This window comes from Pseudarthrobacter sp. PvP090, from assembly GCF_040547365.1.
In the GTDB taxonomy this organism is placed as follows: Bacteria; Actinomycetota; Actinomycetes; order Actinomycetales; family Micrococcaceae; genus Arthrobacter.
The window spans coordinates 81,729-95,521 of record NZ_JBEPPO010000004.1; the positions used below are offsets into that span (position 1 = coordinate 81,729).

Consider the following 13,793-nt stretch of genomic DNA (forward strand, 5'->3'; position numbering starts at 1 on the left):
CCTGACTTCAGCTCTTGGTGTCGCTGCCGGAGTCCGATTTGAGCCGGCTCTTGGCCATCAGGCCCAGGACCACCAGGATGCCGATGGCCGTTCCCACAAAGATCACAATGCTCCACGGGAACGGCTCCGCGGCGCTGGCCGGCTGAGACGGGGCGGGCGTGGTGCCCGGCTGGGCGGTTCCCATCGTGGGAACCGCGGCAGCCGCCGTCGAGCCGGTGGCTCCGGCCGTGGCCGTGAAGGTGAAACTGCCCTCGATCGGGTGAGAATCCGAACTGACAACGCGCCACACCACCGTGTAGGCCCCGGCCGGGGCGCCGGCCTTGAGCTTCTGCGAGGCGACGTTGTCCACGATCTCGACGGCGCCGTCGGACCAGTTGGTGCCGGCGGCGTCATTCACCAGAATCTGCGAGCCCAGCGCCAGCGGATTCTTGTTGAACGTGACCGTGACCTGCTCCGGCGGTGCCGGCACCGTGGCGCCGGAGGCCGGGCTGGTGGATTCGGCGGCATCGTGGGCCGAGGCCGGAGCCACGGCACCCAGCAGGGCGGCGGCGATGATCGCGGCGCCCAGGAGGGCACTTAAAAGCTGTCGGATGAACCGCATGGAAAAGCTGCTCCTAGTGTTGGCTTCCTTACAGACTAGGCGAAATCGGCCGAACGCCGGGCGCGCGCCCAATAGAATTTAGGCAACACCCATCACTCCCGGAGGACTAATGCAAGACCTAATGCTCAAGCAGGGCTCCGCACTCGACCGGTACTTCAAGATATCCGAGCGGGGGTCGAACTTCTCGCGCGAGATCCGCGGAGGCTTCGCCACGTTCTTCGCCATGAGCTACATCGTGGTGCTGAACCCGCTGATCCTCTCCGGTCCCGATTCCTCCGGCGCCACCCTCGGCTTCCCCGCCGTCGCCGCCGTCACTGCGTTTGTGGCCGGCATCCTGACCATCCTGATGGGCGCCTGGGCCAAGCACCCCTTCGCGCTGGCAACAGGCCTGGGCGTCAACGCCTTCGTCGCAGTCACGGTGGCCACCAACCCCGGCCTGACCTGGCCGGACATGATGGGCCTCGTTATGCTCTCGGGCATCACCATGCTGATCCTGGTCCTCACCGGCTTCCGGACCGCGGTCTTCAAGGCGGTCCCGGAGGGCCTGAAGACCGCGATCGTGGTGGGCATCGGCCTGTTCATCGCCCTGATCGGCCTGGTCAACGCGGGCTTCGTTCGCCGCATCCCGGACGTTGCCGGCACCACCGTTCCCGTCGGCCTGGGCTTCGACGGCAAGCTGCTGGGCTGGCCCACCCTGGTCTTTGTCTTCGGCCTGATCCTCACGATCGCCCTCGTGGTCCGCAAGGTCAAGGGCGCGATCCTGATCGGGATTGTCGCCTCGACGGTCCTGTCCGTGATCCTGGAATTCACGCTGCACATCGGCCCCAGCTTCGACGGCACCACCTACAACCCGCAGGGCTGGTCCCTTGTGGCCCCGGCGTTCTCCGAATGGGCAGCCCCGGACCTGTCGCTGATCGGCCAGGCCAACCCTTTCGGCGCCTTTGAGCACCTGGGCTTCGTCGCCGCGACCCTGCTGGCGTTCGTGATCCTGCTTAGCATCTTCTTCGATGCCATGGGCACCATGGTGGGCCTGGCCACGGAGGCCGGCAGCATCGACAAGGACGGCAACATCCCCAACGTGGACCGTGTCCTGCAGGTGGACGCGCTCGGCGCGATCATCGGCGGCGGCGCCTCGGTGTCCTCGAACCAGATCTACGTCGAATCCGGCGCCGGCATCGGCGAAGGCGCCCGGACCGGCCTGGCCTCCATCGTCACGGGCCTGCTGTTCCTCGTGGCCATGTTCTTCACTCCGCTGATCAACCTCGTGCCGTTCGAGGCCGTGGCCCCGGCGCTGGTCATCGTCGGCTTCATGATGGTCTCCCAGGTCGGCAAGATCGACTGGCAGGATCTGGGCATCGCGATCCCGGCCTTCCTGACCTTCACCCTGATGCCGTTCACCTACTCGATCGCCAACGGCCTGGGTGCCGGCTTCATCACCTTCGTCCTGATCCGCACCTTCCAGGGCCGCGCGCGCGAGGTGCACCCGCTGATGTGGGCTGTGGCCGCGGCGTTCCTGCTGTTCTTCGCGATCGGCCCGATCGAGGCCGCGCTGGGCATGCACTAGGCACTCCCTTCCCCGCCGAGTTCGCATTTCGCGGCAGTGTTTCCCGAAAACATTGCCGCGAAGTGCGAACTCGGCGGCGTTTAAGGGGCGGATTCCGGGATTACGGACAGTCCGACGGCGGCGCGGCTGGTTTTCCGGCCCGGGCTGCGGTGAGCTAGGGGCATGGTTTCCCCCGTGCCCGCCGTTGATGTCCCGCCGCAGCCCTGGACCGGACGGTTCGACGGCGATTCCCCCGAGCACCGCCGCTGGTGGCAGGCCGTCACGACCTACACCCGGCACGGCGTCCAGCATGTCTCCGTCCAGCCCGCCCCTGGCCAGCCCGCCGCACGCCCCGCCGTCATTCTCGGCTTCGGCAGCGACGCCGGGGTGCGCCGCAACAAGGGCCGCACCGGTGCCGCCGCCGCCCCCGCTGCGATCCGCGCCGCCCTCGGTCCGCTCGCCTTCCACCTCCACCGGGACGTGCACGACGCCGGCGACGTCACCGTGGCCGGGGATGCCCTGGAAGCGGGACAGGCGCGCGCCGGGCTCGCCATCACCAGCCTGCTCGACGCCGGGCAGCTTCCCGTGGTGCTGGGCGGCGGGCACGAGACCGCGTTCGCGAGCTACCTGGGGGTGGCAGGCTCGGCGGCGGTCCGCGAGGGCCTGCGCGTGGGGGTGCTGAACCTGGACGCGCACTTCGACCTCCGCGACGAGGCCGTGCCCAGTTCCGGGACACCGTTCCTGCAGATGGCCCGCGCGGAAGCCGCCGCCGGCCGGGAACTGAGGTACGCCGTCGTCGGGATCTCCGAACCGAACAACACCCGGGCGCTGTTCCGGACCGCCGAGGAGCTGGGCGTGGACTACCTGCTGGACGAGGACTGCTCCGCCGAGGCCGCGCGCGTGTTTGTGGCCGCGTTCCTGGCCCAGGTCGACGCCCTGTACCTGACCATCGACCTGGACGTGCTGCCGGCCTCGGTGGCGCCGGGCGTGAGCGCGCCGGCGGCCTACGGCGTGCCGTTGCCGGTGATCAGCGCGGTGTGCCGCCAAGTGGCTGCGAGCGGAAAGCTGCTGCACCTCGATGTGGCCGAGCTGAACCCGGAGTTCGACGTCGACGCCCGGACCGCGAAGGTGGCAGCGCGGCTCATTAATACGCTGCTGGGGTAGCCGCCAGGCCGCCGGGCACCGCGGCCGGCCCCGTCAGATCGGTGTTTTGGGCGCCTTGCCCTCGTCGCCTGTCTGCCGCACGGCCTTCCGTTCGCGGAGCCGGTCCAGCCTGTTCATGACGGGCGCCGTTGTCGCCCCGTGCAACACGATGGACATCGCCACCACCAGGCCGATGAATGCCCACAGCTCTTCGGCCTGGGCGCCGAAGTCGCCCTTGCTGAGCGCGTAGGCGAGGTAGTAGAGCGAGCCGATGCCGCGGATGCCGAAGAAGGCGATGGCGATCCGTTCCCGCGGGCCGGTCTTGCCCCGGGCCAGGCCGATCCAGCCGGCCAGCGGACGGACGACCAGCAGGAACGCCAGCGCCACCAGGATCTCCGCCCAGCCGATGCCGGCGAGCAGGCCCCGGGCGATCGCGCCGCCCAGGAGCACCAGGATGACCACCGTCATGAGCCGTTCGAGCTGCTCCACATAGGAGTGCATCACCCGGTGGAACCCATGCGTGCGTTCCGCGGCCCGGATGGTCACCGCACACACGAAGACGGCGATGAACCCGTAGCCTTCTAGCATTTCCGTCACCCCGTAAGCCAGGAAGGTCGCCGCCAGCGCCACGAAGCCTTCGGAGTGGCCGGACAGCCGGACGCTGTCCCGGGCGGAGAAGAACAGCCGGCCCAGGGCCTTCCCGGCCAGCCAGCCAAGGAGCACGCCCATGCCGATCCGCCACACGACGTCGGTGGCGAACCAGGAAACAAACCACTCAGACGGCGAGGGGCCCAACAGGCTGATGGCGATGGCCAGGTAGACAAACGGGAAAGCCAGGCCGTCATTCAGGCCCGCCTCGGAGGTGAGTCCGAAGCGGATCTCGTCTTCGCCGCGCTCGGTTTCGTCCTCGTCATCGGCGGGCTCCCCCACCTGGACTTCCGAGGCCAGCACCGGGTCGGTGGGCGCGAGCGCCGCCGCGACCAGCAGTGCGGATCCGAGACCCAGCCCCAGCACCCCCAGGCCCAGCAGGGTGAGGGCAACGATGCAGATCGGCATGGCCACGCCCAGCATCCGCCAGGTGGTGGACCATTCGCGCCTGCCCACGGGACGGTCGAGCGCGAGGCCGGCGCCCATCAACGAGATGATGACGCAGATTTCGGTCAGGTGGGTGGTGAACTCCCCGTATTGCAGGGGGTCCGGGTCCGGCAGCGCCGGGATGAACGTGAAGGCCAGCATGCCCGCGGCCAGGAAGACCATCGGCATGGACAGCGGCGCATTGCGCAGCAGCTTGGGCAGAAGGGCTGCGGCGAAGACGGCCAGGCCGGCCGCCGCAAAAATGATGCTGGGAGCCTCAAACACTGCGTGATCCTCCTGCCGGGGCCCGGATGCCCGGGGATGAGTGGGGCGCCGTCCCCTGCGGAACGGCGCCCCCTCACCAAGATACGCGCGAGCGGCGTAAAAACCGGTTGCGGCTAGCTGCGCCGCACCTCCACGCCGTCGGATTTGAGGAAAAGCTCCGTCTCGGACGGGACCGCCGGGACCAGCCAGAGAACGTTGCCGCTCAGTGAGACTTCTTCGACCTCACCGGCGGCCAAAACCTGGGCATGCTTGAGGATTTCGACCCGGTCCCCAGCCTTGAGGCTCCGCCAGTCGGAGACTGCGCTGACCGATGCCAGGCGCCTGGACATTACCGTCCCGCGTGCTTTCATGAACTTCTACCCCTTTGTATATGTTCCTCGTCACAACTTCGTTGGTGTGACTTTCCATTTGTACTACAGTTCCCGGGCCCCCGCTGGCCGTGTTGCCCACTATTTCGGGGGCGCCGGAATTTGGTCACCCAGACTGCATTTTGTTTTCCCTCAGGCGAGATTTCCGACGGCGGATTCGGCCGCCGCCCGGACCCGGCCCGAGGCGACGAGGCGGTCCGCCGCTTCGAGTTCCGGGGACAGGAACCGGTCCGTGCCGGGACCCTCGACGACGTCGCGCAGGACGGCGATCACGGCTGTGCCGGCGGGACCCGGGGTGAGGTCGCCGCCGGAGAGCTGGGTGCGGATGTCGAGTGCCCGCGCCGAGGTCACGAGTTCGATCGCCAGGACGCGGCGCAGGTTCTCCACGGCGCGGCGGAGCTTGCGGGCCGCGTGCCAGCCCATCGACACATGGTCCTCCTGCATCGCGGAGCTGGGGATCGAGTCCACCGACGCCGGGACCGCCAGCCGCTTGTTGTCCGAGACCAGCCCGGCCTGGGTGTACTGGGCGATCATCAGGCCGGAGTCGACGCCCGGGTCCGCCGCGAGGAACGCCGGCAGCCCGTGCGAGCGGGCCGGGTCGAGCATGCGGTCGGTCCGGCGCTCGGCGATGGAGCTCAGGTCCGCGACGGCGATCGCCAGGAAGTCCAGCACGTACGCCACCGGGGCGCCGTGGAAGTTGCCGTTGGAGCTGACCCGGCCGTCGGGCAGGACCACCGGGTTGTCGATCGCGGCGGCCAGCTCGCGGGAGGCGACCATGGCGGCGTGGTCCACGGTGTCGCGAACGGCGCCGGCCACCTGGGGGGCGCAGCGCAGCGAGTACGCGTCCTGGACCTTGGTGTCGTTGATCCGGTGCGAGGCCACGATCGGGGAGTCGGACAGGACCCGGAGCATGTTGTCCGCGGAGGCGGCCTGGCCGGGGTGCGGGCGCAGGGCCGCGTGCAGCTCGGGCAGGAACACCTGGTCGGTGCCGAGCAGCGCCTCGACGCTGAGCGCGGCGGTGATATCCGCCGTCGTGAGCAGCTGGCGGATGTCCGCGATGGCCATCAGCAGCATGCCCAGCATGCCCTCGGTGCCGTTGACCAGCGCCAGGCCTTCCTTCTCGGCCAGGGTGACGGGCTCGATCCCGTGCGCGGCGAGGAGTTCTGCGACAGGTCCCTCGCCCCGCCCGCCGTAAGTCACGCCGTCGGGGCCCGTCGCTTCGCCTTCGCCCATCAGGACGAGGGCGCAGTGGGACAGCGGCGCGAGGTCACCGGAGCAGCCGAGCGAGCCGAATTCGCGGACCACCGGGGTGATGCCGGCGTTGAGGACGTCCACCATAGTCTGCAGGACCACGGGGCGGACGCCGGTGCGGCCGGAGGCGAGAGTCTTGGCGCGCAGGAACATGATGCCGCGGACCACCTCGCGTTCCACGGCCGGGCCCATGCCGGCTGCGTGGCTGCGGATCAGCGACTTCTGCAGCTGGGTGCGCAGCTCGGTCGGGATGTGCCGGTTGGCCAGTGCGCCGAAACCGGTGGAGATGCCGTACGCGGGGACCTCGCTGTGCGCCAGGCTGTCGATGTGGGCGCGGACCTTGGCGACGGCGTCGAGGGCGTCCTGGGAGATGGTCACCTTGGCGTCGTGGCGGGCGACGGCGACGACATCCTCGGGGGTGACGCCGCTGGAGCCGAGGGTGACGGTGAGCGGTGAGTGCGTGGTGACAGTCATGGGATGTTCCTGCTTCATTCTCGTCGAGTGCTCCGCAAGTGCCCTTTTGGTGGCTCAAAACGGCAGTTACGGAGCAGTCGATGTGGGTTGGGGAGCTGGTTAGCGGGTTTCTGACATGGGGATGCGGACGCCGCGTTCGGCGGCGACTTCGACGGCGCGGTCGTAGCCGGCGTCGACGTGGCGGATGACGCCCATACCGGGGTCGTTGGTGAGGAGGCGTTCGAGTTTCTGCGCTGCGAGGTCGGTGCCGTCCGCGACGGAGACCTGGCCGGCGTGGATGGAGCGGCCGATGCCGACGCCGCCGCCGTGGTGGATGGAGACCCAGGTGGCGCCAGAGGCGGTGTTGAGCAGGGCGTTGAGCAGCGGCCAGTCGGCCACGGCGTCCGAGCCGTCAGCCATGGCCTCGGTTTCGCGGTACGGCGAGGCGACGGAGCCGGAGTCGAGGTGGTCGCGGCCTATCACGATGGGCGCCTTGACCTTGCCCTCCCTGACGAGCTGGTTGAACAGCAGCCCCGCCTTGGCGCGGTCGCCGTAGCCCAGCCAGCAGATGCGGGCCGGGAGACCCTCGAACTCCACCCGTTCCTGCGCGGCGTCAATCCAGCGGTGCAGGTGCTTGTTCTCGGGGAACAGCTCCTTGATGGCCTTGTCCGTGACCGCGATGTCCTCCGGGTCGCCGGAGAGCGCCACCCAGCGGAACGGGCCCAGGCCCTCGCAGAACAGCGGCCGGATGTACGCCGGGACGAAGCCGGGGAACTCGAAGGCCCGGCTGTAGCCGCCCTTGCGGGCCTCGTCACGGATGGAGTTCCCGTAGTCGAACACCTCGGCGCCGGCGTCCTGGAACTCGACCATGGCCTGGACGTGCTTGGCCATCGAGGCCTGGGCCTTCTTGGTGAAGCCCTCCGGATCGGCCGCGGCCTCGCGGTGCCATTCCTCCACCGTGATGCCCTCGGGCAGATAGCTCAGCGGGTCGTGCGCGGAGGTCTGGTCCGTGACGATGTCCACGGTGAGCTCACCGGAGTTGTGGCGGCGCAGGATCTCCGGGAAGACCGTGGCGGCGTTGCCGACGTAGCCCACGGACCAGCCGCGGCGCTCCTCCTTGGCCTTCAGGACCTTGGCGATCGCGGCGTCAAGGTCGGTCTCCACCTCGTCGAGGTAGCGCTTGCCGGCGCGGCGGCGCAGGTGGCTTTCGTCGACGTCGACGATCAGGCAGGCGCCGTCGTTCAGGGTGACGGCGAGCGGCTGGGCGCCGCCCATGCCGCCGCAGCCGCCGGTGAGGGTCAGGGTGCCGGCGAGGGTGCCGTTTTCGTCGCCGGTGAGCTTGCGGGCGATCGCGGCGAAGGTTTCAAAGGTGCCCTGCAGGATGCCCTGGGTGCCGATGTAGATCCAGGACCCGGCGGTCATCTGGCCGTACATCATCAGGCCCTCGGCCTCGAGCCGGCGGAACTCGGGCCAGTTCGCCCAGTCGCCGACGAGGTTGGAGTTGGCCAGCAGGACCCGCGGCGCCCATTCGTTGGTGCGGAAGACTCCGACCGGCTTGCCGGACTGGACCAGCAGGGTCTCGTCCTTTTCCATGGTTTCCAGGGTGCGGGTGATCGCATCGAACGCGGCCCAGGACCGGACCGCGCGGCCGGTGCCGCCGTAGACCACCAGGTCATCGGGACGTTCGGCGACCTCGGGGTCCAGGTTGTTCATGAGCATGCGCAGCGGGGCTTCCGTCTGCCAGCTCTTGGCGGTGAGCTCGGTGCCGCGGGCTGCTTTGACCGGGCGGGCACCGGTGGTGAAATCGGCGGGTGCCATGAGGGGCTCCTTTGTGTCTTGGTGGTTCTGTGCTGGTGGATGAGGAGGAATGAGGTTCTGTATCAACTAAAGCCTGTCCGCGGCCGCGGAAACAGGGCCCACAGAGGGGTGCTGTCCGGGATTCCAGACGGGCCCGCCGTCTCCCCCCGCCTCCCGTTGCGCTATCACTTTTGGTCCCCAAAATGCCCAAATGGCAGCCAAAAGTGATAGGGCAACCGGGGTGGGGTGGGGGGGTCAGTTGGGCTGCGGGCGGCCGTGGATCCGGAGGGACAGATCGTCCGCGGCTTTCCGCACCCGGACGGCAAGGGCGGGCCACTCCTCGGGCGGCAGCTTGTCCTCGAGGAAGGTCACGGCGATGGCAGCGGTCGGCCAGCCCACATGGTCCGTGACGGCGGCCGCGATAGATCCAAAGCCGGGCGTCACCTCCCCGTGTTCGGTGGCGTAGCCGCGCTGCCGGACCTGGTCCAGATGCGAGGAGAGCGCCGAATACTTCATGATCGGCGACTCGGTCTCGTGCCGGGCGGTGAAGGCGGCCGCGTTGGGGTACAGCGCCCGGACCTGCGACTTGGGCAGCGCGGCGAGGATGGCGCGCCCGCTCGCGGTGAGGTGGCTCGGCAGCCGCACCCCGACGTCGGTCACCAGCGAGGGCCGGTTCTTGGCCCGCTCCTCCACGATGTAGAGAACATCGCGGCCGTGCAGCACCGCGAGGTGGGCGCTTTCGCCGATCGCATCCACGAGCGAGGCGAGCAGCGGCCGGCCCAGGCGCGAGAGCGGCTCCTGCCGCGAATACGCCGAACTGAGCTCGAAGGCACTGATCCCCAGCCCGTAGCGCTGCTCCTCGTGCAGGTGCAGCACAAAGCCGTTGGCCTCCATCACGCCCAGGAGGTGGTAGACGCTGGAACGCGGCAGACCCAGCGCAGTGGCAATGTTCGACGCCGCCATCGGCCCCCGCTTGGAGGCCAGCAGTTTGAGGATGCGCAGGGTATTTTCCGCCGCCGGAACCTTGGAGGTCACCTTGGGCGGGGCGGATTGGGGCGCCGCCCCGTCGGCAGGCGGGGTACTGCTGGTGGCTGGCATGGATCCTCTTCAATAACGCGGTGTCCGGTATCCCGTACTTAAGCATGCGCCCGGGGCGGTGGTCCAAGACAGTCCTGCATCGTCAGCGGTGTCTGGGATCCCGGACAATGAAGCAGGCCTCCTCAGACCGTAATGACGACCTTCCCGCGGGCGTGGCCGTCGTGCATGTAACGTATTGCTTCCGGGGTGTCACCCAGCGGAAAGCTCTTTTCGATCACGGAGGTGACGGCACCGGCGTCGACGAGCTGGGCAAGATAGCGGAGGTCCTCCTGGCGCTCCGTTGCCATCAGGCCCGTCAATCTCTGCCCGACGAAGGGTGAGAGCAGGGCAGCCCGGAGGGACCGTTCAAATCCTCCGGTCCAGCGGCCCCCGCCTTCGCCTCCTACGATCACGAGGGTTCCGCGGGGCTTCAGCGCCCGCCGCAGGACCGACAGCGGTCGGTTACCGGCCGTGTCCAGGATCAGGTCGAACTGCCGCGCGCCGTCGGCGAAGTCGTCGTGCTTGTAGTCAATGACATGATCGGCCCCGATCGACCGGACCAGATCCAGCTTCGCCGTGCTGCACACGCCCGTGACCTGCGCCCCGAGCGCCTTGGCGAGCTGGACGGCAAAGGAGCCCACTCCGCCGCCGGCGCCAATAATCAGGACCTCCTGCCCGGGCTGGAGCCGGCCGCTGTCGCGCAGGCCCTGCAATGCCGTGGTGGCGGAGATGGGCACGACCGCTGCCTGCTCGAAGGTGGAATTCACCGGCTTCAGGGCAATCTTGCCCTCCTTGGCGCAGACAAATTCGGCGAAGGTTCCCTCGGCGGTCCCGAACACTTCATCCCCCGGCCGGAACCCGACAACGTTCTGCCCCACCGCCTCGACCCGGCCCGCGACTTCCCTGCCGCGGATCGGGTTTTTGGGGGCCTTGAACCCGAAGAAGGCCCGGGTCAGAAACGGCAGTCCGGTCATGAGGTGCCAGACGCCCTGTTCGACGCCGGCGGCGCGGACCCGGATCAACACATCATCGTCGCCGGGTACCGGAGTGTCGACGTCGCGCAGCACGAGCACGTCAGCGGAGCCGTACATATCCTGGGTGATGGCTTTCATGGCGCGTCTCCTTCACAGTCGGGGTACTGGAATGCAGCGTCCAGCGGCACCCTGAGCGCACGGGCGAGGCACGGCCCTGCTCAAAGCGCAGGAGACGAAGGGATTCGCGACCCGGATCGGTTCTATCACGGCCGGATGCCCCTCCGGTAGGGCGCCGGACCCGCGGACCGGCGGCGGGGTCCCCCCGCGGGGCTAAATTGAGTCATGGTCCCCGCCACCCACCTGCTGGCCTTTGCCCTCGCCGCCCTCCTCCTGATAGCCGCGCCCTGACCCAACGTGCTGTTCGTGATCGCCGGTACGGCCCGCCACTGGTTTGCGACTTCACCCCCGGCGGATCGCCGCGCTGGACACCGCAGGCGGCGCGATAATGATCGGACTGCGCGGGACCCTTGCCCTGGGCGGGAACGGGACGGATTACCGGCGGGGCAAGTAGTCGGCGCCGCATCCCAAGTGGTACCCGGTCTGGGAGGGGTAGAAGTTACTCGTGTGACGAATGGGGCTGAGGGCTACAGTAGCTTCACGGCGGCACGGACCGGCCGGGTCGCGGGGCAGGGAACCCTCACAAAGCTGGTCCGGAAGCCGCTGCTAGTCCGAGTGGCGCTTTCCGAAGGAGCGGTTCCGATGGAGTCACCAGCATCTCCGCAGGCACAACACCAACGACCACAACACCACCGACGCCGTGTGGCCCGCTTCCTGTGGGGCACCGTCAGCCGCGCCGGCACCCCGCGCGTCCCATTCCGGGTGGGAGAGGTGCTGGTTGGCGATGATCCCTTCAACGGCCGGCACGTCGGAACAGTGGCTGTGATCGAGGCCCCCTACGTGGGTCTCCGTACCGCCGGCAGCGCAGTCGGGGACGTCACGTTTTACGATTACCGGCAACTCCGGTACCCCGACTAGTGGACGGGCCAGAAGACATGAACACAGCGAATCTCTCCTCCCATTTCCTGACGATCGCGGAGGTCGCTGCGGCCATGCGGGTGTCCAAAATGACCGTCTACCGGTTGGTGAAATCACACGCCATCGCGGCCGTGCGCGTGGGCCGCTCGTTCCGGGTTCCAGAAGAAGCCGTCAACGACTACATCCGCCGCGCCACCGAGCCGGCCACCCAGGATCAGGGCGACGACACTAAGGACGGCAGGAAGACTGACTGACCAGCCACCAGGAGCAACGCGGGGTCAGATCGAGCCCATCCAGGGTCCCGGCGTGGGCGCGATCTGACCCCGCGTTGCTGTGTGCGCGGCGGTTGCTGTATGGCTGGCGCGCTACCGGGCTGACCAGCCGCCGTCCATCGTGTAGCTCGCGCCGGTGACCATGCCGGCGTCGTCGGAGGCCAGCCAGGCGACGAGGGAGGCGACCTCCTCCGGCTCGACGAGGCGCTTGACGGCAGCCTCGGTCAGCATGATCTTGGTGAGCACCTCGGACTCCGGGATCCCGTGCACCTTGGCCTGGTCCGCGATCTGGGACTCGACCAGCGGGGTCCGGACATAGCCGGGGTTGATGCAGTTGGAGGTGACGCCGTGCGCGCCGCCTTCCAGCGCCGTGACCTTGCTCAGGCCCTCCAGGCCGTGCTTCGCCGAGACATAGGCACTCTTGAACGGCGAGGCGCGGAGCCCGTGCACGGAGGACAGGTTGATGATGCGGCCGAAGTTGTTGGCGTACATGTGCGGCAGAGCGGCGCGGATGAGCAGGAACGGCGCTTCCAGCATGAGTGTGATGAGGCGGCGGAAGTCCGCCGGGTCGAAGTCCTCGATCGGGCTGATGCGCTGGATGCCCGCGTTGTTGACGAGAATGTCGCAGTCCAGGCTGACGGACTGGAGGGACTCGACGTCGAGCAGGTTGACCGCCCAGGAGGTACCGCCGACCTCATCGGCGAGGGCTGCAGCCGCGGCCTCATCCATGTCCGCGATGACCACTTTGGCACCCCGTGCCGCGAGGGCCCGGACGCTCGCAGCGCCGATTCCGCCGGCTCCGCCGGTCACCAGGGCCTTGCGCCCGTTCAAGCTGCTTTCCATGTCCTGCACTCCTCAAGTTTTGCGGTCGTCAACAGCCCAGAGGAGGTGCGATGCACAGCGCTGAGCAGTTGTACTGAGTATTGCCGCACAAAGTGGGCGATTCAATGGTCAAACCAGCACCCCTTATGTGCAGAATTGCAGATATGAATGCCAACCCGGATGACCTGCTCGTACTTCTGGCCGTCTCCCGCTCCGCGAAGTTCACGACGGCGGCCCAGTCCCTGGGGCTGAACCACACCACAGTGTCGCGCCGGATCGCTGCGCTGGAGAAGGCCCTGGGCGGGCGCGTGCTGTCCCGCGCCTCCGGCGGCTGGGAACTCACGGAACTCGGCGCGGAAGCCGTGCAGGTGGCGGAGCGGGTGGAAGCGGCGGTCCGGATGCTCGAACAGCCCGGCCGGGTACCGGACCCGATCACCGGCGTCGTCCGGATGACCGCGACGGACGGCTTCAGCGCCTACATCGCGGCCCCCGCGGTGGCCAGGCTGCGCCGTGACCACCCCGGCCTCAGCGTCGAGATCATCACGGTGACGCGGCGGGCGCTCCAGCAGCGTTCCGGACTGGACATCGAGGTCGTGGTGGGCGAACCGCAGGTGCACCGGGCCGAGGCCGCCCGGCTCGGCGAGTACATGCTCGGCATGTACGCCTCCCTCGATTACCTTGCCGAGTACGGCACCCCCACGACGATCGAGGAACTCACCACCCATTCGCTGGTCTACTTCGTGGATTCCATGCTCCAGGTAGACGACCTGGACGCCCCGCGGCGCCTCGTGCCCACCATGCGGGACGGCCTGAGCTCCACCAATGTCTTCGTCCACGTGGAGGCGACCCGCGCCGGCGCCGGGATCGGGTTCCTGCCGTGTTTCGCGGCGGACCTGCATCCGGACCTGGTCCGGCTGCTGCCGGAGGAGTTCGCCGAACTGCTGCCGTACTGGATGGTGCTGCGGCCCGACTCCATGCGCCGCCCGGCCGTCGCGGCCGTGGTGCAGGCGTTGCGCGAACAGACGAAGGCACACCGCAAGGCGCTCCTGGGGCGGGGCGGCTCATCGACTGCTCCGTAACCGCCGTTTTGGGGCGCCT

The 13,793-nt window shown here is 68.5% G+C and carries 13 protein-coding genes; 5 read left to right on the forward strand and 8 right to left on the reverse strand.

Annotated elements, in window-relative coordinates:
- Positions 1–7: 7 nt before the first annotated feature.
- Positions 8–601 (reverse strand): copper resistance CopC family protein, encoded by a 594-nt coding sequence (locus ABIC21_RS05640; protein ID WP_354349436.1) that lies wholly within the window; start codon positions 599–601, stop codon positions 8–10.
- Between the two features lie 121 nt (positions 602–722).
- Between ABIC21_RS05640 and ABIC21_RS05645 the strand changes: the two genes are divergently transcribed.
- Complete coding sequence (locus ABIC21_RS05645; RefSeq protein WP_354349655.1) at positions 723–2,165, forward strand: NCS2 family permease; 1,443 nt, start codon at positions 723–725, stop codon at positions 2,163–2,165.
- A 162-nt stretch (positions 2,166–2,327) separates the two neighbouring features.
- Positions 2,328–3,308 (forward strand): formimidoylglutamase, encoded by a 981-nt coding sequence (gene hutG / locus ABIC21_RS05650; protein ID WP_354349437.1) that lies wholly within the window; start codon positions 2,328–2,330, stop codon positions 3,306–3,308.
- 33 nt (positions 3,309–3,341) lie between these two features.
- Here the strand turns inward: hutG and ABIC21_RS05655 are convergent, their stop codons facing one another.
- From ABIC21_RS05655 to ABIC21_RS05680, 6 genes are all read right to left on the reverse strand, one after another.
- The gene (locus ABIC21_RS05655; protein ID WP_354349438.1) at positions 3,342–4,646 is read right to left on the reverse strand and encodes a cation:proton antiporter; all 1,305 of its coding nucleotides are present in this window, start codon (positions 4,644–4,646) and stop codon (positions 3,342–3,344) included.
- 113 nt (positions 4,647–4,759) lie between these two features.
- A complete protein-coding gene (locus ABIC21_RS05660; RefSeq protein WP_354349439.1) occupies positions 4,760–4,996 on the reverse strand; it encodes a hypothetical protein in 237 nt (78 codons plus the stop codon).
- Positions 4,997–5,146: 150 nt separating this feature from the next.
- Complete coding sequence (hutH, locus tag ABIC21_RS05665) at positions 5,147–6,739, reverse strand: histidine ammonia-lyase (protein ID WP_354349440.1); 1,593 nt, start codon at positions 6,737–6,739, stop codon at positions 5,147–5,149.
- Between the two features lie 99 nt (positions 6,740–6,838).
- Entirely contained in the window at positions 6,839–8,536 is a 1,698-nt protein-coding gene (gene hutU / locus ABIC21_RS05670) for a urocanate hydratase (RefSeq protein ID WP_354349441.1), read from the reverse strand.
- A 234-nt stretch (positions 8,537–8,770) separates the two neighbouring features.
- Positions 8,771–9,613 (reverse strand): IclR family transcriptional regulator, encoded by an 843-nt coding sequence (locus ABIC21_RS05675; protein WP_354349442.1) that lies wholly within the window; start codon positions 9,611–9,613, stop codon positions 8,771–8,773.
- Positions 9,614–9,735: 122 nt separating this feature from the next.
- Positions 9,736–10,704: an NAD(P)-dependent alcohol dehydrogenase gene (locus ABIC21_RS05680; RefSeq protein ID WP_354349443.1), complete on the reverse strand. Its 969-nt coding sequence runs from the start codon at positions 10,702–10,704 to the stop codon at positions 9,736–9,738.
- A gap of 681 nt (positions 10,705–11,385) precedes the next feature.
- On the opposite strand from ABIC21_RS05680, the gene ABIC21_RS05685 reads away from it, so the two are divergent.
- Together ABIC21_RS05685 and ABIC21_RS05690 are read left to right on the forward strand one after the other, a co-directional pair.
- Positions 11,386–11,601 carry a hypothetical protein gene (locus tag ABIC21_RS05685; protein WP_354349444.1) on the forward strand — a complete coding sequence of 72 codons (216 nt, stop codon included), beginning with the start codon at positions 11,386–11,388 and terminating at the stop codon, positions 11,599–11,601.
- 17 nt (positions 11,602–11,618) lie between these two features.
- Positions 11,619–11,855 carry a helix-turn-helix domain-containing protein gene (locus tag ABIC21_RS05690; RefSeq protein ID WP_354349445.1) on the forward strand — a complete coding sequence of 79 codons (237 nt, stop codon included), beginning with the start codon at positions 11,619–11,621 and terminating at the stop codon, positions 11,853–11,855.
- A gap of 111 nt (positions 11,856–11,966) precedes the next feature.
- Here ABIC21_RS05690 and ABIC21_RS05695 read toward each other — a convergent pair whose 3' ends face one another.
- A complete protein-coding gene (locus ABIC21_RS05695) occupies positions 11,967–12,716 on the reverse strand; it encodes a 3-hydroxybutyrate dehydrogenase (protein ID WP_354349446.1) in 750 nt (249 codons plus the stop codon).
- Positions 12,717–12,859: 143 nt separating this feature from the next.
- Here ABIC21_RS05695 and ABIC21_RS05700 point away from each other — a divergent pair, with 143 nt between their 5' ends.
- Positions 12,860–13,774, forward strand: coding sequence for a LysR family transcriptional regulator (locus tag ABIC21_RS05700; RefSeq protein WP_354349447.1), 915 nt, complete (start codon positions 12,860–12,862; stop codon positions 13,772–13,774).
- The last annotated feature ends 19 nt before the right edge of the window (positions 13,775–13,793 follow it).